This is a genomic window from Paenisporosarcina sp. (genome assembly GCF_057785155.1).
The window spans coordinates 12455-32119 of sequence record NZ_JBYNRN010000050.1; the positions used below are offsets into that span (position 1 = coordinate 12455).

A 19665-nucleotide genomic window follows, 5' to 3' on the forward strand; every position below is an offset into this window, starting at 1 on the left:
TAATCGTTTTACTATTCGTATTGATTTTATTAAGAGTTCCAATCGCATATGGATTAGCGTTTGTTTCAATAGTTGGGATTTTCCTAACAAACTCAGATCTATTAATTAACGTTCCAAGAAATATTTTCAGTGGAATTGATAGCTTTACTTTGGTCGCAGTACCTTTATTTATACTTGCAGGTGAAATTATGACCAAAGGAGGAATCTCTAAAAGACTCGTTGATTTCTCGAAAATGATTGTTGGACCTTTACCAGGTGGATTGGCAATGGTCGTGATTTTAGCAAGTATGTTCTTCTCTGCTTTAACGGGAACAGCAATAGCTGCAGCTGCTGCTATAGGTGGAATGATGATTCCTGCTATGACACGTGAGGGGTATGATATCAGGTTTTCATCAAGTCTAGTGGCAAGTGCGGCAACAATTGGACCTATTATTCCCCCTAGTATTGTATTAATTCTGTATGGAGTAATTGCGAGTGTTTCCATTGGGGACTTATTTATTGCGGGTGTTATTCCAGGTCTATTAATGGGAATTGGATTAATGATTTACAGTTATTACGTAGGGAAGAAAAATAACTACAGATCAAGTGATACCCGTGCTTCTTTTAAAGAGATATTGATTGGTGCAAAAGATGCATTACTTGCACTACTGATGCCTATAATCATAATCGGGGGAATTATTTCTGGAGTATTTACTGCGACAGAGTCAGGAGTAATTGCTGTAGTTTATGCAATTATTATTGGGATGTTTGTTTATAAGGAGATTACATTTAAAGATCTTGGACCAATTATGTTAGAAACTGCAAAGACAACGTCTGCAATTGTATTTCTAATTGGTGCAGCATCACTTTTCATTTGGTTCCTATCATTTAATCAGATTCCTAACCAATTAATCGATATTCTTGGACCAGTGGCAGATAATCCATTGTTATTATTATTGATTATTAACGTGGTCTTACTAATTTCAGGAACATTTATAGATACGATTAGTGCCGTATCAATTTTCACACCGTTATTTTTGCCATTAATTCTTGTAGCTGGTATAGACCCAATACATTTTGGCATAATTATGGCTGTCAATTTGACTATTGGTATGGTTACTCCACCACTTGGAGTATGTCTATTTGTTACTGCTTCAATTGCAAAAATAAAAGTGCCACAAATGTTCAAATATCTTATTCCACAAATTGCAGTTTTGATAATTGTATTGATAGTTATTACTTATATTCCTAGTTTAGTATTGTTCCCAGTAGAGCTCTTTAATTAATAACAAATAGAGGATGACTTCGGTAAAGTTCCGGAGTCATCTTCTTATAACTCCATGCTACTGATTAAGATTAATACTAAATAATAAGAACAAACAGAAGACGAAACGAAAACCTTCCACCGGAATGATTTGGTGGAAGTTTTTTTTGTTTTCATTAATTACCAAATATTGAAACTTAAGTGATTTCATTTCGTAAATAAACGAAAGCATTTTGAAAAAGTTGGAGGTGAGAGATATGAAAAAATTGTGGGTAGTGCTATTCTCAACGTTCTTTTTAGCAGCATGTACAAACGAATATCCAGCAGAGAAAAGTCACTTAGAAGACATCATATTTTCTGAACAAGGTAACACAAGTAATCAACTCATTTTCAGTGAAGGTACCTTAACGATTATCCAAAGTGGTCTTGAAATAAAACCTGATATGGACCCTAAAGATGGAGAACGAAAGGAACCCTCTGAGGTTGTATATCGAGACATTCAAGTTAAAACAAAAGGGGACACCTACTTCATAACAAGTGGCAATGATTTGTCATTGGAACTACAACGAATTGGTGAGCGTATTTTGCAAGATGAAAATGGGGAGAGGTATGGTACAAGTCAAACTCTTGAATAAAACTGCGGAAATAAACTGCAGGTATTTGTTTGAACGTGTTGAATTAATTCATGAAGAAAGTTTCGGCAATAAATAGAGTGGGAACTTGAAGTTTTACCTAAGGGGGATAAGATGAAATTTAAGTTGGCAATTATATTTTCAGCAATAATCTTGCTAGGTTTATTAGTCGGTTGTTCACCTAATTTCACTGAATTTAATGATGAAAAAATTGTGTTCAATGTAGTCAATACTAAATCAACTAGTGAATATAACTCGTATACCATTGAAATAGAAAATGAGACAGGATTTGAATTAACCCATCTAATGTTTACTATGAGTTATCCAATTAAAATTTCGAATGGTACAAAGGAAAATCCTTTCGTAATTGAAGGGAAAACAGTTAATACGGTAAACCCGGTAACTTTAAAATCAGGAGAGTCCATTCAATTTTCTATTTCTGCACCAATTAAAGAGGTTTTTTCAGTTAATGATTTACTTGATTTTGAGAATCCGGATGTAGAATTGAAAGGTTTTGTGAAAGAAAGATACAAGGAAATTCCTTTTGGCATAGCTGGTGGACTAAACATTTTGGCTGATAGTAAATAACCTGCAAATTAAGTTGAATTGCTGAGATAAATTGAAAAATTCATCATTGAGGAGAAGAATTCCTTTAAAATAAAAAATATCATAATTGTATTATCCATTGTCCTTAATTTTATATTAGTTACTATGATTTTTATTGAAAAGAATGATGACAATAATGGTCCTACCGAGGTAGGGATTTTGTTCAAAGAAGCAGTAAGAACTGAGGATTATACGCTTGCTAAAAGAATAGTTGCTCAAGATCGAGATGAGTATGTTACTGAAGAAACTCTAAAAAAAATTAATGAAATCATGAGTTCTAAAACCAGCTTTAAAACATACGAATTGTTAGAGTTTGATAATGGCGAAATGGTCTTACTTAACTTAACTCCAAATAACGAATATAAGATTCTGGACGTAACAATTGTCCCCGAAGAATTTAAAGCGGTGTTTAAATAAATACCGGTATAAGGAAGGGGAAAGAAATATTAGTTGAAATTAATTAAAGGAGGCAATCAGAGTGAATGAAACATTATTGAGGGTTGGAACTATGTATATCCCAGTTTCCAACGTTGAACTTTCATCTGAATGGTATGTCAGTAAATTAGGGGCAGAGTTAAGCTATAAGGACGATGATAAAGCAATATTAAACTTTGCAAACCAAAGTTTCTTCCTTGTTAAATCAAATGAAAACCAGAGCTCTAATTTTCATGATTGTTACGGTACGGAGCGTTTTTCAATCACATTTGAAGTGAATGGGTTAAATGCATTAGAAGCTATACATAAAGACTTTATTGAAAAGCAAATAAGAGTTGGTGTAATTGAAGAGAGAGGTCACTCTGGCAAAAATTTCGTTTTCACCGATCTAGATGGCAATAAATTTGACGTATGGAGTGAATTAAGTCCAATTTTCAAGGAAAGGTATTTTATTTCTCAATAGACAAATTCAAAAAGAAAGCACATTTTAGATTAGCCTAAAATGTGCTTTCTCTTACTTTCAATTAGAAGCCTTCATTTGATTTCAATAAAACAAATTCAAAATCATTTCAAGTTTCGGCTGCATCTTTTGAATGACGTCTTGATTTAGTTGAACAAGGACGACAAAGCCATTTAATAACATATGGGCAATAATCGACGTGAGAATTCGTTTCGTTTTATAGTACAAATATGCGAATATAAATCCTGATACCGCATAGAGTAGTATGTGTGTAAAATCAAAATGGATAATCGCAAACACGATTGCACTAACAGATCCAGCTATAAAGAAATTAGTCGTTTGGACAAGAGTTCCAAAGATTACGCGTCTAAAGATTAGTTCCTCTAAGATCGGAGCAAAGATTGCAATAGAAAGAATTGTAACAGGAGCCGTTTTTGCAATCGTCATGAACATGGTGGTGTTTTCGGAACCAGGGTCAATTCCAAGTTGTTGTTCTATTAAAGCGGCCATCGTTTGGCCAAATAAAACAAGGAAGAAACCTAGAATTCCGTAAAGGACAGAAACGCCAATGGAACTTTGTTTGCCGCGTAAGTTATTAAAAAAGGTTTTATCCTTTCGAATAATGGCGACAAAGATCAATGTAGCTACTGACATACTGATGAATACCCACCAACCACTCGCGAGTAATTCAGCTCGCTCTGTGGACGTTCCATTCTGAGAAGAAAAGAACATGAAAAGTAAGGGTGCAAAAAGTAGTCCAGAAAGCTGCATAGTGATATATACCATGATTAAATAAAATGCGGTTTTGTTATTTTTCACGAGGTAATTCCTTTCATTCTAAGAAGTTCTATTTATATTGTAGGGCTTTTTGGAAAGCCTCGCAAAGAATACAAAAATTTACGAGTTCCTACTTGCAAAAATTCAGCCAATTCATTATGATAATACTTGTGTTAGCACTCAAAGACAGAGAGTGCTAATAAAACATATTTAACCAATCAGGGAGGTTGTTTCACTTGTTAAAACCATTAGGCGATCGTATCGTAATTGAATTAGTCGAGTCTGAAGAAAAGTCAGCATTCGGTATTGTACTTCCAGACTCTGCTAAAGAGAAGCCACAAGAAGGCAAAGTAGTAGCAGTTGGTACTGGACGAATTTTAGACAATGGCACACGTGTCGAGCTAGATGTTAAAGAAGGAGACAAAATCATCTTCTCTAAATACTCTGGTACAGAAGTGAAATTCCAAGGCACTGAATTCTTAATTTTACGCGAGAGCGATGTTTTAGCTGTAATTGGCTAATAAATAAATAATCAACCAACTACTAGGAGGGTTTATTAAATGGCAAAAGAAATTAAATTTAGCGAAGACGCGCGCAGCTTAATGCTTCGCGGTGTAGATAAATTGGCAGACGCTGTAAAAGTAACACTTGGACCAAAAGGACGTAATGTCGTTCTTGAGAAAAAATTTGGTTCACCACTAATCACAAATGACGGTGTAACGATTGCAAAAGAAATCGAACTTGACGATCCATTTGAAAACATGGGTGCTAAGCTAGTTGCTGAAGTAGCTTCTAAAACAAATGAAATCGCTGGAGACGGTACAACAACTGCAACGGTTCTTGCGCAAGCAATGATTCGTGAAGGTTTGAAAAACGTTACAGCTGGAGCAAACCCAGTAGGTATCCGTAAAGGTATCGAAAAAGCAGTTGCTGCAGCAGTAACTGAGTTAAAAGAAATTTCTAAAGAAATCGAAGGCAAAGAGTCAATTGCTCAAGTAGCAGCAATCTCTGCAGCTGACGAAGAAGTAGGTCAATTAATCGCTGAAGCGATGGAGCGCGTTGGGAACGACGGCGTCATCACGATTGAAGAATCTAAAGGATTCACGACTGAACTTGATGTAGTTGAAGGTATGCAATTTGACCGTGGATATGCATCTCCATACATGGTAACTGATTCAGAGAAAATGGAAGCTGTTTTAGAAAATCCATATATCTTAATCACAGACAAAAAAATCACAAGTATTCAAGAAATCCTTCCAGTTTTAGAGCAAGTAGTTCAACAAGGTAAACCGTTGATCTTAATCGCTGAAGACGTTGAAGGCGAAGCATTAGCAACATTAGTTGTGAATAAATTACGTGGTACATTCAATGCTGTAGCTGTTAAAGCTCCAGGATTTGGTGATCGTCGTAAAGCAATGCTAGAAGATATCGCGATCTTAACAGGTGCTGAAGTAATTACGGAAGAACTTGGATTAGATTTGAAATCAGCTAACATCTCTCAATTAGGACGCGCAGCGAAAGTTGTTGTTACTAAAGAAAACACAACAATCGTTGAAGGTGCTGGCCAACCTGATAGAATCACTGGTCGCGTAAGCCAAATTCGTTCACAATTAGAAGATACAACTTCTGAATTCGATAAAGAAAAACTACAAGAACGTTTAGCTAAACTTTCAGGTGGTGTTGCCGTAATTAAAGTCGGTGCAGCAACTGAAACAGAACTAAAAGAGCGCAAACTTCGTATTGAAGACGCATTAAACTCTACACGTGCAGCAGTTGAAGAAGGTATCGTTTCTGGTGGTGGTACTGCACTAGTAAACGTATATAACAAAGTAGTAGAAATGACTTCATCTGAAGTAGGCGACGTAGCAACTGGTGTGAAAATCGTTCTTCGTGCACTTGAAGAGCCAGTTCGTCAAATTGCTAACAATGCAGGCCTTGAAGGTTCAATCATCGTTGACCGCTTGAAGCGTGAAGAAATCGGTATCGGTTTCAACGCAGCTAACGGCGAATGGGTAAACATGATGGAAGCGGGAATCGTGGATCCAACGAAAGTGACACGTTCTGCACTTCAAAACGCAGCATCTGTAGCAGCAATGTTCTTAACTACTGAAGCAGTAGTTGCAGACATCCCTGACAAAAATGCTGGTGGTGGAATGGGCATGCCTGATATGGGTGGCATGGGCGGCATGATGTAATAAATTCTGAAATTAAGTGCGAGAAACCCTATTATTAAAGGGTTTCCGTACTTTTTTTTATAGGGTTATTTTAATATTGACTATCAAATAGACCATCAAACGGTAAATTAATCATTCCTTTCTTAGAAAAGATGTCTTATTGTACATTTTGCGTTTACTACAAGATTTGGCTGATCATTGCATCTGAGTATTTCTCTAATGTCCCACTAAAAAGCGTGTTAAAACCTAAGTGTTTAGGTTTTAACACGCTTTTCGAGTTAAATTATATTTTCATTTTCGACAACTTCATCATTCTCTAAATAATTTTGATTTTCTTCTTCATCACTTGAATACTTCTTTTTTGGCATTTTGAATTTCTCGGTAGGGTTTTTGGAAATCATATCCCAATTTACTGCTGCGGTGAACATCATACTTGCACTTCTATGCATACCATCTAGGTAATTCTTCGAGTATAAATAACAAGAAGTCTTTCTGTTTTATCAGAAAGACTTCTTATTTTGAAGTTGTTAATCAGGTTGTTTATTTGTTCGGTATCTAACGCCTTTTTCATCTTTAATAATACGTTCTCCAATTTTTGTAAACACAAGATTAATTCCATCATCTGCTGTAATCGTATACTTATCTTTATCTGTTGTTATTTTTACATTAGAAAAAGTTTTAACTCGTTGTTCCCCTGTTCCGACACTAATAGTGGAAATAATGTCATCTAGGCTTGTTTTAATCTTTGCTTCTTTATCATAGATTCCTGAAATTCTCAGTTCTTTTCCGAGTACACCAATGCTTTGATTTTGACTACTATTATAAATGTTGTCCTCAAAATCACTTACCTTAGCAATGTAGTTCTCTGTTGTATGTTCATTAGAACATCCTATAATGAGCAATGAAATACTCAGTAAGAAAACTGAAAACAACGATCTTCTCAAATGTTTCATTTAATGCTCCCCCTTTATTTTTCCTCATTAGTTAGTACGATTGAGAATGTAGAAAGTTTCAGAAAATTTCCAAACCTTCCAGCGGTAACCTAGCTGTTAAATTGAAGACTTAGTCTGAGGCTCATTAGTCGTAGATGAGAGTAAATTAATTTTTGACCATCACTTAGACCATCATCTATTCAAATTTTGTACAAACATAATTAAAGTAAGTCCAATTTAACGTTAATAAATAGACGTTTCATTAATTATAAAGAGTTATTTAGTGGTTAATGGAATGAGCGGCATGATGTAAGGGTTGAGCAACTTTTACACCTTGTAAAATGAGCTTAAATTTTTCGAGAAATATTCACTTTTTCTGAAGTGGTATAACTCCCAATTTAAACGTAAAGCAATTACCATCTCCCAAGAGTAACTCTTGGGAGGTGGTTTTTTTATGCTCTTTAAGGTTTACTTCAGTAAAATAAGGTATATTATATTTGTGAATAGATTCTCTTTCAGGACAAGAAAAGTAGGTGAACAAAGTGGGGAAATATCATTTGGATACCAAAGGTAAGGCAGCTGTGACAAAGTATCATGAAAAACAGAAGCCTGCCAAATTTGATAAAAAGCAGCAACTTGAAAAAATACGTGCGGAGTATTTAAAAAAGAAACAAGAACAAGAAGATAAATAATATCAATGAAAACATATAACGGGTTCAACAGCTACAAGTGAGCAAAAGAATTACATGAATTGAACATCAATACTTGTGTACAGAAACTTTTATTAAAGTAGATGACCCAGCGGCCTAGGGGTAACAGACGAGTTACATTTTCTTGAATTAGATTTTTCATTTTAGAGGTTTCCCATTAGTTCTTTGAACTTTTGGGGAGCCTCTTTTTTCATTTCAAGAAGGAAAAGCAGTGTTTTTAGAGAACTAAATAAATGCTGGAGAGTGCAAGAATGACCATTACGAATCTCCTTGTAGATAAATAGTAAGAAAGGGGAAACGAAAGGATGAAAAAAGTGATTAAACCTACAATGAAGTATAAATTGCATGATCGCATTTCACAAAATGTTGATAGTGAGTATGACATTGTGTTTGATAAATGCACGGCTATTGTTAACGGTGTTCCACAAAAAGATGAACAACTATTAATGAGGTACACCAAAAACGGAAAAACAATTAATAATGCTCCTGCTTTCAATGAAATTGATATGATGAAAATCATCGTAAAACTGTATAACAGTACGCTTATATCAGCGGAAGCAAAAGGGGTTTTAAGAAAAGGTATCATTAAGTAAAAGCATTATTGAAGTGAATGGCTTAATCAATTGTCGAGGTGAAATATGTTAATAAATATATCTCAGTTAGAACCTAATAAACTTACTGACCTACAAATGACCGAACTCATTTATAAAAATTTGGAAGATGATAACGAGATTGGTGATTGCATTCTTGTTCCAGGTAGTAATAAGGCTGTGGAATATCGCTTACCAAAAGCTATACAACTGTATAAGGAAGGTAGAGCAAATAAGATTTTGTTTTCAGGTGGAGTAATTTGGGAAGGTAACAAGTTATCAGAAGCACAATTATTAAAAGAGAAAGCTATTGAACAAGGGATACCAGAAGAGGACATAATAGTAGAGGATGTTTCCCTTCATACGAAAGAAAATGTTCTTGCTTCTTTGCTAGTTTTGGATAGAGTTTTTTATTTACATAATATAAAGAGAATAATTGTGGTTACCACAAATTTTCATATGCGTAGGTTCCATTTAACACTAAAAACGTTTATGCCAGATTGGATAGAATATTCTCTGTGTACAGTTAATGACCAAACAACCAGGGAAGATAACTGGTTTAATTATCCATGCGGCAGGAAAAGAATAGAGATGGAATCGGGCAAACTAATAAATTACGTTAAACAAGGGGTTATTATAGATGATAAGGTTGAAATATCTAAATAATAATTGATTATAGACGATATTTTTCGTGCAAATTCAAGAACAGGAAAAAGCATCAGGCACGAAACAACTTTATGTTGTTTCGCTACCTGATGCTTTATTATTGCTACTAATTATTTAGCCGACCACTCCGTATGGAACGTTCCCTCTTTGTCAGTACGCTCATACGTATGTGCACCAAAGTAATCACGTTGTGCTTGGATCAGGTTAGCTGGTAACGTTTCTGTACGATAACTATCATAGTAAGCTAATGCACTTGAGAAAGCAGGCGTTGGAATCCCTTTTTGGATTGCCAATGCTAGTACTTCTCGAAGTGAACTCTGATAGTCACCAACGATTTCTTTGAAGTACGGATCCACTAATAGGTTAGGCAAGTCACTGTTCTGGTCAAAAGCTTCTTTAATCTTTTGTAAGAACTGAGCTCGAATGATACAACCTCCACGGAAAATCATCGCTACATCTCCGTAAGGAATGTTCCAACCGTACTCCTCAGATGCTGCACGCATTTGTGCAAAACCTTGGGCATATGAACAAATTTTACTCATATACAGAGCTTTACGAATCGCTTCAATAAATTCTTTTGGATTACCTTCATACTTTTTCGACTCAGGACCTTTAAGTATTTTACTTGCTGCCACGCGTTCTTCTTTAATAGAAGAAATAAATCTCGCAAATACGGATTCAGTAACAATTGGGAGAGAGACACCTAAATCTAAAGCATTTTGACTCGTCCATTTTCCAGTCCCTTTTTGACCAGCTACATCTAAAATCTGATCAACGAGTGGGTTCCCGGTTTCATCATCCATCTTAGTGAAAATGTCCGCAGTGATCTCGATTAAGTAGCTATCAAGTTCTCCTTTATTCCACTCTGAAAAGATTTCATGCAATTCCTGAGCTGTAAGACCAAGTGCATGTTTCATGATGAAGTACGCTTCAGAAATCAGTTGCATATCTCCATATTCAATCCCATTATGAACCATCTTCACATAATGTCCTGCTCCATCTGGTCCCATGTATGTGCTACATGGTGTGCCGTCGACTTTTGCAGAAATGGCATCGAGAATAGGTTGAACCTGTTCGTAAGCTTCTTTCGGTCCACCAGGCATAATAGAAGGGCCAGTTCGTGCACCTTCTTCTCCACCAGAAACTCCTGCACCAATGAAATTCAAGCCTAATGCCTGTAATTTTGCGGTACGTCTATTTGTGTCTTCATAAAATGAATTCCCGCCGTCCATCAGAATATCCCCTTGTTGAAGATGAGGGATAAGAGAGTCGATGACCGAATCAGTTGTCTCTCCAGCCTTTACCATCAATAAAATCTTGCGTGGAAGTTCTAAAGAAGCGACAAATTCTTCTAAGCTGTAGGCACCTTGAATGTTTTTACCTTTCGCTTCTTTAGTAGAAAATTCTTCTGTTCGATCTGTCCAGTAATCGTAAACCGATACCGAAAAGCCTTTGCTTTCCATGTTTAGCGCTAGATTCAATCCCATTACGCCTAAACCGATAACACCTATTTGTTGTTTCGTCATATACTTACCTCATTTCTTCCTGATTCTTACCCTAATGTGGATAGTCGATTCTCTAATTCTTCTTTTTCTTTTTCAAAACCATCTTTGCCGAGTAATGCAAACATATTCGTTTTATACGCTTCGACTCCTGGCTGGTCAAATGGATTAACTCCAAGTAAAGTTCCACTGATCGCGCAAGCCTTTTCAAAGAAATAAACCAATTCCCCAAAAGTGAATTCGTTAAGTTCGTCTAACTCAATTAGTAAATTTGGAACACCTCCATCAATATGAGCAAGGGTCGTTCCAAGAGCTGCTTTTTTGTTCACTTCATCCATTGTTTTTCCAGTTAGGAAATTTAATCCGTCAATATTTTCAGGATCCGCTTCAATAATCCGTTCAATTGCCGGTTTTTTCACCTGTAGAACTGTTTCAATTAAAAGCCTACGTCCTTCTTGAACGTATTGTCCCATCGAGTGTAAATCGGTTGTAAAGTTAACTGAGGCAGGGAAGAGGCCTTTTTCATCCTTACCTTCACTTTCTCCAAAGAGTTGTTTCCACCATTCAGCCACATAGCTTAAGCCAGGCTCATAGCTTACAAATAACTCAATTGATTTGCCTTTGTTGTAGAAAAGATTTCTGATAGCGGCATATTGGTAACTTTCGTTCGATGCCAAATCGGGATTGTTATATTTATCGAATGCTTGCTTTGCACCATCCATCATTTGGTCAATATTAAGACCGGCAACTGCAATAGGAAGTAAGCCTACTGGTGTCAGAACCGAGTAACGACCACCAATATCATCAGGAATAACAAATGTTTCATACCCTTCTTCACCAGCAAGTTTTAGAAGAGAGCCTTTATTCTGGTCGGTCGTCACATAAATTCGATTTCTTGCTTCTTCTTTTCCATACTTCTTCTCCATAAGTTCACGGAAAATGCGGAATGCTAATGCCGGCTCTGTAGTTGTACCTGACTTGGAAATAACATTAACCGAAATGTCTTTTCCTTCTAATACCTGCATTAAATGCTCGATATAGGTAGAACTAATATTTTGTCCTGCAAAATATACTTCTGTATTGCCTTTGATTTGATTATGAAACGTATGCGATAAAGCCTCAATTGCAGCTTTAGAACCTAGATAAGAGCCACCAATGCCGATAACAATCAATGCGTCTGACTGTTCTTGAATTCGCTTAGCAGCTAGCTTCACTCTAGAAAATTCTTCTTTGTCGTAATTAACTGGCCAGTCAATCCAACCTAAGTAATCAGAACCAGGCCCTTGTTTTTGGTGAATTTGATGATGTGCTTGTTTAACAAACTCACTTAAATTTTCAACTTCACTATTTTTCATAAACGATAAAGCATTGTTGTAATTAAATGATACGGTCATCTGTTACATCTCCTTTTAACTTCAACTTTTATCTTACCACCACTTAACTTGATTGGTTAACAATAGCTGACTTGTCTAAATGTCTATTATTTAAATAAATGCATAAAAAATTAGGATTTAACTAAAATTCTTTCCACCTTCAATGATACGATAAAGTCCGTTTTATATCATGGAAATATTTTAGGTTTATGGATAGAGGGGATCGAGTTTTGTAAGATCTATATGAATTGGAGTACGTAGATATACTCTTAGCTAGCCCATTTGAATAAAACCTGACTAATTGTGCTATTATTAGGTTGAATTCAATTGAATAATTCGGTTAAATTCACACCATAAAATGGTGTGAACAGGGAATGTACTAGGAGGTTTAACAATGGATAATAACGATATATTAATTCGATTAAGATATGCGCTAGATATAAAAAATAAAGATATGATTGAGATATTTAAACTCGGTGGCATGGAATTCACAAAAGAAGAAGTGCTTTTAATTCTTACGAAATCAAAAGACGATTATTATGATGATTTTGACCATTATGATGATGAAGTCGAAAATGATGAAAACATCAAATGTGATAATGCGATGTTAGAGTCGTTTTTAAATGGGTTTATTGTTTTCAAAAGAGGCAAACAAGATCCACAACCAGGGCAACCTGAAAGACCCGCACTGACAAATGAAAGAGCGAATAATATGCTCTTAAAGAAATTAAAAATCGCCCTCTCTTTAACAAGTGAGGATATGCTCGAAATTTTAGAATCAGCTGGCGTCACTGTAACAAAAGGTGAATTAGGGGCTCTATTAAGAAAAGTAGGTCATAAAAACTATAAAGAATGTGGCGATCGATACGCACGAAATTTCTTAAAAGGGTTAGCGATTAAGTATAGAAAATAGACACACTATAAATAGAAAGAATCGAAACACGGAATCCATCGGGTTCCGTGTTTTTGTTTATACCGACTTGGGTATACTGAAATGTGTGTTTATTTCAATAATAATTTCAAAGGAGCGATACGAATGAATTTTCATTATACGGTCGAAACCGAGAAATCAATGGATGAAGCGGTAAAAGCACTTGAGGCATCACTTAAAGAAGAACAATTTGGCGTTTTGTGGGACTTTGATTTAACAGCAAAATTACAGGAAAAAGGATTGGACTTTAATACAGGCTATCGTGTTCTCGAAGTGTGTAATCCAAAAGAAGCGAATCGAGTATTACAGGAAGATAAAGTAGTGGGCTACTTTTTACCTTGTAAAATTGTCGTATACGAAGATGAAGGCAAAACGAAAATTGGTTTACCGAAACCAACGACGCTTATTGAATTAGCAAACAACGATAAATTAACTGAAATTGCGACCGATGTAGAAAATCGACTGATTCGAAGCATTGATCAAGCAATTTAAATGGAACACTAAACCGCTGCAGGGAAACCTGAGCGGTTTATTCTTATATATAGAAACTTCATCCAACAGGAAATCGGAAATTCATCACAAATTTGCATTCCATTCCAGATAACCTCTATTATTGACTTATAAAATTCAACTTGGAAACGTACACTTTTACATGCAATCACTTCATGTTTTGAAAAATCATGAAGTGGTATGATAAGCATATGAAGTACAAGTCATAGGAGGGAAAACCAATGGAGAAAATCGAAGTAGGCGACATTTTTACATTGTTTGATGAGAATAATGAGGAGCAAGAAATCGAAGTATTAGGTACGCTAAGTATCGATGGCATCGAATATGCAGCAGTTGGTTTTGCTGAAGAAACACAAGATGATTCAACAGATGATATCGATGTTTTCTTTTTAAGAGTTGAAGAAGGAGAAGAATTATCGATTATCGAAAGTGATGAGGAATTCGAGATGGTATCTTTAGCGTTTAAAGAGGCTGGAGAAGAGTAAACTCATTGAGATATAGATAAAGACCGTTTGGAAGTTTCAATCTCCAAACGGTCTTTTACGTATTGACTATATAAGACGTTTAACATCCATAATAATTGTACTTGCCGCAGCGGAATTAAACTCATATATTCATCAGTTTCTCCAATCACATTAATGTGTATTTATACTTCACTCATACTAATTGGAGGAGTGATTAAAGACTTAAATGAATTTTATTTAAGTATTCTTCATTCAAAAGGGTATACTCCTTTTATTAAGTAACGAACGGATGTGATATTGGGATGAATTTACCTTTAGCCATAGGGTTAACATTGTTTGCTTTATTTGTTGCGGCTTTCATTGGAATTAAATTATTGCGTATTCCGGATATCGTCATTTACATACTAGTTGGAGCGGGACTTTCATTAACTGGTTATTTTGGTGATACAGATGCGTTTAAAATAGCAGGTGAAATCGGATTAATCGTCTTATTCTTTTTACTGGGAATGAAGTTCACATTTCGAGAACTTGGACGCAAAGGACGTAAAGTATGGAAGGCTAGTTTACTAGACATCGTTTTAGGTATAGGTGTCACTTTTGGAATATCCATGATTTTTGGACACGATCTCTTTACATCCCTCTTAATCGCAGGGCTTGTTTATGCAACAAGTTCATCTATCACAGTGAAATTATTAGAACATAAAAACAAACTAGACAATAAAGAGTCCGGATTTATTTTATCCTTACTCATATTTGAAGATCTAATAGCTCCTATTTTAATTACAATTTTAATTGGGTTAAGCGGGGACGGTTTTAAAGGAATGGACTTTGTGTTCATTATTCTTAAGATAGCACTCTTAGTTATTGGGGCTGTTGTTATCGGGAAAGTCGTCTTTAAGAAAGCACATAAAGTGATTACAAGATTTTTGAATGAAGACTATTTTGTCTTATTTATACTTGGAGTGGCTATTACCTATGGTGGTTTTGCTTACTACCTACATTTATCTGAAGTCATTGGTGCTTTTCTAGCTGGAATTATGATGGCTGAAACGAACTTTAAGGATAAGGTAATGGAGGTTTCCATGCCAGTTCGTAACTTATTCCTTCCTTTCTTCTTCTTGAATTTTGGATTAACACTTGAATTTACAGATGAAGTGCCAGCTTTTGGTCTTTTAATCGTCATTGTCATTTGGTCAATACTGGCGAAAATGATTGTGGGATACTACGGTGGTAGATGGTATGGATTGGACAAACGTGAATCCTTTGAGACAGGTCTCGTACTAACCCCACGTGGAGAATTTTCTGTTATCATTGCAGCCCTCGCATCTGGAGTCGTTCAAATCTTTGCGGGTATGTATATATTGATTGCAGCCTTAATTGGGATGTTTTTAGTTCAAATGGCTCCTAAAATAGGCGAAAAAATTTGGGGTCAGCGTAAGGACTCAAAATAGTAGGAACATACTTTCAATAAAACCTGGTCAGCAATGGCCAGTTTTTTTGTGCAAAAAAAGTCATTCGATTAATCGGACAAACGAATGTGTAATTATTGTTGTTCGGTAAATACTACTCACAACTTCTTCGGTTAAAAAGTCTTTGCAAAATTCAATCAGTTGTGCTATAAGTTCATTTCTAGTAGAATGGATAGGAATTTCGTTTTTTGAAAAGAGGGTATACAAATGAAAACATCAATTTTTAGTTTAACATTAGAGCAACTTACGGCATGGCTTATAGATCACGGACAAAAAAAATATAGAGCAGAGCAAATCTGGGATTGGTTATACATCAAACGTATTACAGATTTCTCTGAAATGAACAATGTAAGTAAAGAATGTATTCAATTACTAGAAGATAATTTTGTTCTTTACACATTGGAGCAAGAAGTAAAACAAGAATCATCAGATGGAACGATTAAGTTTTTATTCAAAATGAAAGACGGCAACTTAATCGAAACCGTTTTAATGCGTTTTAAATATGGCTTGTCTGTCTGTGTAACTACGCAAGTGGGCTGTAACATTGGTTGTAGTTTCTGCGCGAGTGGATTACTGAAGAAGAGTCGTGATTTGAATTCTGGAGAAATCGTAGAACAAATCATGCAAGTTCAACAACATTTAGATGCAGTGAAAAAAGAAGAACGTGTAAGTCACATCGTGGTAATGGGTATCGGTGAACCATTCGATAACTATACAAACTTAATGAGTTTCTTAAGCGTAGTAAATTCTCAAAAAGGATTAGCAATCGGTGCACGTCATATTACCGTTTCAACAAGTGGTATTGTACCTAAAATTTACGATTATGCGGACGAAGGTCTTCAAGTGAATTTAGCAATCTCTATTCACGCACCAACAAACGAATTACGTACGCGTATTATGAAGATTAACAAAGCGTATCCAATCGAGAAATTAATGGATGCAATCGACTACTATTTGGAGAAAACCAACCGTCGTATTACGTTCGAATATATTTTACTTCGCGATGTAAACGACCACGTAGAAGAAGCAAACAAATTAGCCAAGTTGTTAGAAAACAAACGTCATTTATCGTACGTCAACCTAATCCCTTACAATCCAGTGGATGAACATGCTCAATACGAACAAAGTACACCTGAAGCCATCAGTGCCTTTTACGATGCATTGAAGAAAAAAGGAATCAACTGTGGCGTTCGTCATGAACAAGGTGCAGATATTGATGCAGCGTGTGGTCAATTACGAAGCAAACAAATTAAAAAAGGCGATAAAGCTACGGTTTAAGCCTTCTATAAGCACAAATTGCGTACCTACTTTGTAGGTGCGCTTTTTTCATTTCAGCTAACAATTGTGGTGAACATTAATTTAGTATTAATTCCATTAAAATATTTAATTTGGGTAGATTTGAGCCACTAAGGAGTGCATAAAAAAAGACCTCTCACAAGAGGTCAATTCTCAATGCTTTCAACTAATTCAATTGCCATCTCATTCATTTCTGCTGAAACAGTATAAATTGTATGCGTATCATTCGTTTTCATCAATGTGCTTTTTTGCCCTTTTTCGCCTATCCATAAATAAAAACTTTGTTTATTTTCATTTTCATAAACAACATCCAAATATAACTCAGGATTAGCCATATTTACTATGCCACTTTCTTTTATAGCACCTGAAATTATACTCTTAAATGTTTCAATAACTTCCTCCTTTTCAAAAACGGTTGCATTAACGCCTTTTGTTTTAGAAACGATGATTTCTGTGATTTCTCCATCTAATTTCAATTGATTATTATCTTCTACTTGTATTTCAGTAGAAGTTTTTTCTGTCTCCATTGCCATGTTATCTTTTGATTGGCAGCCAAAAAGAAAAGAAGAGATTAGAACCACAGTTAAAATAGTTACAATGTTTTTCCTCATAAATTATAAACTCCTTTATGTAATACTTCATTATTCAAGTTAGACGATTACGCAATCTCTAAGTTTCAATTTTATTTTAGTTAAGAATTATAATTGAGCTGAAATTCCTCACGTCCCTTTTTTTCATCCTCATATCTTATAGTACATACCGTTTGGGTGAATAACCCATTCATAAAAGGAGTACAGAAGGGAGAAGATGAAAGTGGGCATTGAATTAACGGCCCTGCATTGGACGTATGTCGTGTTCATATTCTTGATAATTGGATTTATGGTGATGAGACGAGATACCACGCTCATTAGTATTTCGGGAATATTTTTAATCGCCTTATTTGCAACAGGCTCTTTAAGCGATTCAATAAGTAGCATTTTCACCAGCTTTATATACGCAATAACCGAATTACTCCCAACGATTTTGGTCATCTCGATCATTGTGGCTATGAGTCGAACCTTAACTACCACAGGTATTAACGATGTCATGATATCCCCATTCTCAAAATTGATTCGAACCCCAGCTCTTGCTTACTGGACGATTGGGATTCTGATGATGGTCATTTCATGGTTTTTCTGGCCATCACCAGCTGTGGCATTAATGGGTGCTGTCTTATTGCCAGTAGCTATTCGGGTAGGATTACCAGCACTTGGTGTTGCGATGGCAATGAATTTATTTGGTCATGGGATTGCCTTGTCGGGCGATTTCATCATCCAAGGTGCTCCTAAGTTAACAGCTGATGCTGCTGGGTTGCCTGTAGGTGATGTAATTCAAGCGAGTATTCCACTAGTGTTTGTTATGGGGATTGTTACGACTGTTCTCGCTTTTTATTTCTTAAAGAGGGATTTGAAGTCAGGCGCATTAACAATGGAAACAGGTCTAGCTGTTACAACAATTACTGAACCTACAGATAAAGAGGAAAGTTTATTATCAAAAGGACAGAAACGATTTTTTGCTTTATTTATCCCTGCATTATTTGCGGTTGATGTTTGGGCAATGTCTATTCTTAAGTTACAGGGTGGCGATGCAACAGCGCTAATCGGAGGTACGGCAGTTTTCATTCTGTTAGTCATCACCATGGTTAGTCATGGGAATAAAGGACTTGAAAAAGCGACATCTTTTTTAATAGAGGGATTTCAGTTTGGGTTTAAAGTATTTGGAGCAGTTATCCCAATTGCAGCCTTCTTCTATTTAGGAGATTCAGGATTTTTAACAATCGTGGGTGATTTATTACCAAAAGGTTCTCATGGGATTGTCAATGATCTCGGCGTAGCACTGGCATCTGTCGTGCCGTTAAGTAAAGAGGTTGGGGCAGTCACGTTAGCCGTGACAGGTGCAATAACTGGTTTAGATGGTTCAGGATTTTCTGGAATCTCGTTAGTAGGATCTGTAGCCAATATCTTTGCGACGGCAATTGGAGCAGGTGCCGCAACCTTGACTGCACTTGGTCAAATTGCTGCAATCTGGGTCGGTGGAGGAACTTTAGTTCCTTGGGCGCTAATTCCTGCAGCGGCTATCTGTGGCGTTGACCCATTTGAACTTGCTAGAAGAAACCTTTTACCGGTAACGATTGGTTTAATAGTAACAACGATTGTTGCCATGTTTTTGATTTGATTTTTGCGTATTATTCATAAAAATAGTTGGAGAGAATTGATCGATTTTTCTCTCCTTTTTTTATTGTATTTCATGAATTTCACTAATCAATGGTATACTTATGGCAATAGTTAGTTCCGGAAAGGAGTTTACCGAATATGAAATTCGTAAAATCAAAAATGAAGATACTCGTTAAAGAAAATGAAGAACTTAAAAAGCGTTTACGCGATTTAATGGACGAGCTTGATATCGACAAAGATGCAGCTTTAAGAGCGATGTATCATTCCGATGTAGAAGGCGGAAAATATCAAGTACCATATCAACAACTCTGACTTGCCAATTGGTAAGTCTTTTTTTATTTGTAGGCTTAGATGAGTTGATTTCATGGAAACATTTAAGTGGTTTTTTGTTAATTGTCCTTTAGTGGTATCGTTGATTGGGGCGCAAGGCGGCGAATCCAGTGGAATCAGCACGAGCTGAAAGCCCTGCAGACAAGATGCTGGCCAAGAGCCAGTGTCTTTGTGACGAGTAACCGCAGGAGCACATTTTTTTAAGCGACGAGGAGACAGAAGCCATGCCCGCGGAACGCGTCCGTCTGAAACGAAAATCACCAATAACAATTAAAAAAGTTTAATTTCAAGGTAGTCTAAAATATTTTTGAATTAACGTGCATGAAAAAATGAAAATAGCACAACATAATAG

Annotated in this window: 23 protein-coding genes; 17 read left to right on the plus strand and 6 right to left on the minus strand. The window is 35.9% G+C overall.

Annotated features, from left to right (window positions below; genetic code table 11):
• Window positions 1-2: 2 nt before the first annotated feature.
• The 5 genes from AC3EA5_RS17660 (at window position 3) to AC3EA5_RS17680 (ending at window position 3379) form a co-directional block, all read left to right on the plus strand.
• Window positions 3-1265, plus strand: coding sequence for a TRAP transporter large permease (locus AC3EA5_RS17660; protein WP_488609545.1), 1263 nt, complete (start codon window positions 3-5; stop codon window positions 1263-1265).
• Window positions 1266-1500: 235 nt separating this feature from the next.
• On the plus strand, window positions 1501-1878 hold the full coding sequence (locus tag AC3EA5_RS17665; protein WP_488609514.1) for a hypothetical protein: 378 nt from the start codon (window positions 1501-1503) through the stop codon (window positions 1876-1878).
• Window positions 1879-1989: 111 nt separating this feature from the next.
• Window positions 1990-2463 carry a hypothetical protein gene (locus tag AC3EA5_RS17670; RefSeq protein WP_488609515.1) on the plus strand — a complete coding sequence of 158 codons (474 nt, stop codon included), beginning with the start codon at window positions 1990-1992 and terminating at the stop codon, window positions 2461-2463.
• 177 nt (window positions 2464-2640) lie between these two features.
• The gene (locus AC3EA5_RS17675) at window positions 2641-2898 is read left to right on the plus strand and encodes a hypothetical protein (RefSeq protein ID WP_488609516.1); all 258 of its coding nucleotides are present in this window, start codon (window positions 2641-2643) and stop codon (window positions 2896-2898) included.
• Window positions 2899-2959: 61 nt separating this feature from the next.
• Window positions 2960-3379, plus strand: coding sequence for a VOC family protein (locus tag AC3EA5_RS17680; protein WP_488609517.1), 420 nt, complete (start codon window positions 2960-2962; stop codon window positions 3377-3379).
• An 81-nt stretch (window positions 3380-3460) separates the two neighbouring features.
• Here the strand turns inward: AC3EA5_RS17680 and AC3EA5_RS17685 are convergent, their stop codons facing one another.
• Window positions 3461-4195, minus strand: coding sequence for a CPBP family intramembrane glutamic endopeptidase (locus AC3EA5_RS17685; RefSeq protein ID WP_488609518.1), 735 nt, complete (start codon window positions 4193-4195; stop codon window positions 3461-3463).
• A gap of 194 nt (window positions 4196-4389) precedes the next feature.
• Between AC3EA5_RS17685 and groES the strand changes: the two genes are divergently transcribed.
• Together groES and groL are read left to right on the plus strand one after the other, a co-directional pair.
• A complete protein-coding gene (gene groES, locus AC3EA5_RS17690) occupies window positions 4390-4674 on the plus strand; it encodes a co-chaperone GroES (RefSeq protein ID WP_394191846.1) in 285 nt (94 codons plus the stop codon).
• Between the two features lie 39 nt (window positions 4675-4713).
• Window positions 4714-6348 (plus strand): chaperonin GroEL, encoded by a 1635-nt coding sequence (gene groL / locus AC3EA5_RS17695; RefSeq protein ID WP_488609519.1) that lies wholly within the window; start codon window positions 4714-4716, stop codon window positions 6346-6348.
• A gap of 257 nt (window positions 6349-6605) precedes the next feature.
• Here the strand turns inward: groL and AC3EA5_RS17700 are convergent, their stop codons facing one another.
• Together AC3EA5_RS17700 and AC3EA5_RS17705 are read right to left on the minus strand one after the other, a co-directional pair.
• A complete protein-coding gene (locus AC3EA5_RS17700) occupies window positions 6606-6758 on the minus strand; it encodes a hypothetical protein (RefSeq protein WP_488609520.1) in 153 nt (50 codons plus the stop codon).
• A gap of 96 nt (window positions 6759-6854) precedes the next feature.
• Window positions 6855-7280 (minus strand): hypothetical protein, encoded by a 426-nt coding sequence (locus AC3EA5_RS17705; protein WP_488609521.1) that lies wholly within the window; start codon window positions 7278-7280, stop codon window positions 6855-6857.
• 521 nt (window positions 7281-7801) lie between these two features.
• Here AC3EA5_RS17705 and AC3EA5_RS17710 point away from each other — a divergent pair.
• The 3 genes from AC3EA5_RS17710 (at window position 7802) to AC3EA5_RS17720 (ending at window position 9225) form a co-directional block, all read left to right on the plus strand.
• On the plus strand, window positions 7802-7951 hold the full coding sequence (locus tag AC3EA5_RS17710) for a hypothetical protein (RefSeq protein WP_488609522.1): 150 nt from the start codon (window positions 7802-7804) through the stop codon (window positions 7949-7951).
• Between the two features lie 323 nt (window positions 7952-8274).
• Entirely contained in the window at window positions 8275-8562 is a 288-nt protein-coding gene (locus tag AC3EA5_RS17715) for a hypothetical protein (RefSeq protein ID WP_488609523.1), read from the plus strand.
• A gap of 45 nt (window positions 8563-8607) precedes the next feature.
• Complete coding sequence (locus AC3EA5_RS17720) at window positions 8608-9225, plus strand: YdcF family protein (RefSeq protein WP_488609524.1); 618 nt, start codon at window positions 8608-8610, stop codon at window positions 9223-9225.
• 110 nt (window positions 9226-9335) lie between these two features.
• On the opposite strand, the gene gndA is transcribed toward AC3EA5_RS17720, so the two are convergent.
• Window positions 9336-10751, minus strand: coding sequence for an NADP-dependent phosphogluconate dehydrogenase (gene gndA / locus AC3EA5_RS17725; RefSeq protein ID WP_488609525.1), 1416 nt, complete (start codon window positions 10749-10751; stop codon window positions 9336-9338).
• Window positions 10752-10777: 26 nt separating this feature from the next.
• The gene (locus AC3EA5_RS17730; RefSeq protein ID WP_488609526.1) at window positions 10778-12121 is read right to left on the minus strand and encodes a glucose-6-phosphate isomerase; all 1344 of its coding nucleotides are present in this window, start codon (window positions 12119-12121) and stop codon (window positions 10778-10780) included.
• A gap of 373 nt (window positions 12122-12494) precedes the next feature.
• Here AC3EA5_RS17730 and AC3EA5_RS17735 point away from each other — a divergent pair, with 373 nt between their 5' ends.
• The 5 genes from AC3EA5_RS17735 to rlmN all read left to right on the plus strand — a co-directional run bounded on the left by AC3EA5_RS17735 (window position 12495) and on the right by rlmN (window position 16752).
• Window positions 12495-13013, plus strand: a complete 519-nt coding sequence (locus tag AC3EA5_RS17735) for a YehS family protein (RefSeq protein ID WP_488609527.1) — start codon at window positions 12495-12497, stop codon at window positions 13011-13013.
• A gap of 123 nt (window positions 13014-13136) precedes the next feature.
• Window positions 13137-13523: a DUF302 domain-containing protein gene (locus tag AC3EA5_RS17740; protein ID WP_488609528.1), complete on the plus strand. Its 387-nt coding sequence runs from the start codon at window positions 13137-13139 to the stop codon at window positions 13521-13523.
• A gap of 239 nt (window positions 13524-13762) precedes the next feature.
• On the plus strand, window positions 13763-14026 hold the full coding sequence (locus tag AC3EA5_RS17745) for a DUF1292 domain-containing protein (RefSeq protein WP_394191818.1): 264 nt from the start codon (window positions 13763-13765) through the stop codon (window positions 14024-14026).
• 281 nt (window positions 14027-14307) lie between these two features.
• Window positions 14308-15456, plus strand: a complete 1149-nt coding sequence (locus AC3EA5_RS17750) for a cation:proton antiporter (protein ID WP_488609529.1) — start codon at window positions 14308-14310, stop codon at window positions 15454-15456.
• Between the two features lie 225 nt (window positions 15457-15681).
• Window positions 15682-16752, plus strand: a complete 1071-nt coding sequence (gene rlmN / locus AC3EA5_RS17755) for a dual-specificity RNA methyltransferase RlmN (protein WP_488609530.1) — start codon at window positions 15682-15684, stop codon at window positions 16750-16752.
• 164 nt (window positions 16753-16916) lie between these two features.
• Here the strand turns inward: rlmN and AC3EA5_RS17760 are convergent, their stop codons facing one another.
• A complete protein-coding gene (locus AC3EA5_RS17760) occupies window positions 16917-17381 on the minus strand; it encodes a YhfM domain-containing protein (protein WP_488609531.1) in 465 nt (154 codons plus the stop codon).
• 202 nt (window positions 17382-17583) lie between these two features.
• Between AC3EA5_RS17760 and AC3EA5_RS17765 the strand changes: the two genes are divergently transcribed.
• Both AC3EA5_RS17765 and AC3EA5_RS17770 read left to right on the plus strand, forming a co-directional pair.
• Window positions 17584-18984 carry a hypothetical protein gene (locus tag AC3EA5_RS17765; RefSeq protein WP_488609546.1) on the plus strand — a complete coding sequence of 467 codons (1401 nt, stop codon included), beginning with the start codon at window positions 17584-17586 and terminating at the stop codon, window positions 18982-18984.
• A 137-nt stretch (window positions 18985-19121) separates the two neighbouring features.
• Window positions 19122-19295, plus strand: coding sequence for a hypothetical protein (locus AC3EA5_RS17770; RefSeq protein WP_394191810.1), 174 nt, complete (start codon window positions 19122-19124; stop codon window positions 19293-19295).
• Window positions 19296-19665 lie beyond the last annotated feature (370 nt).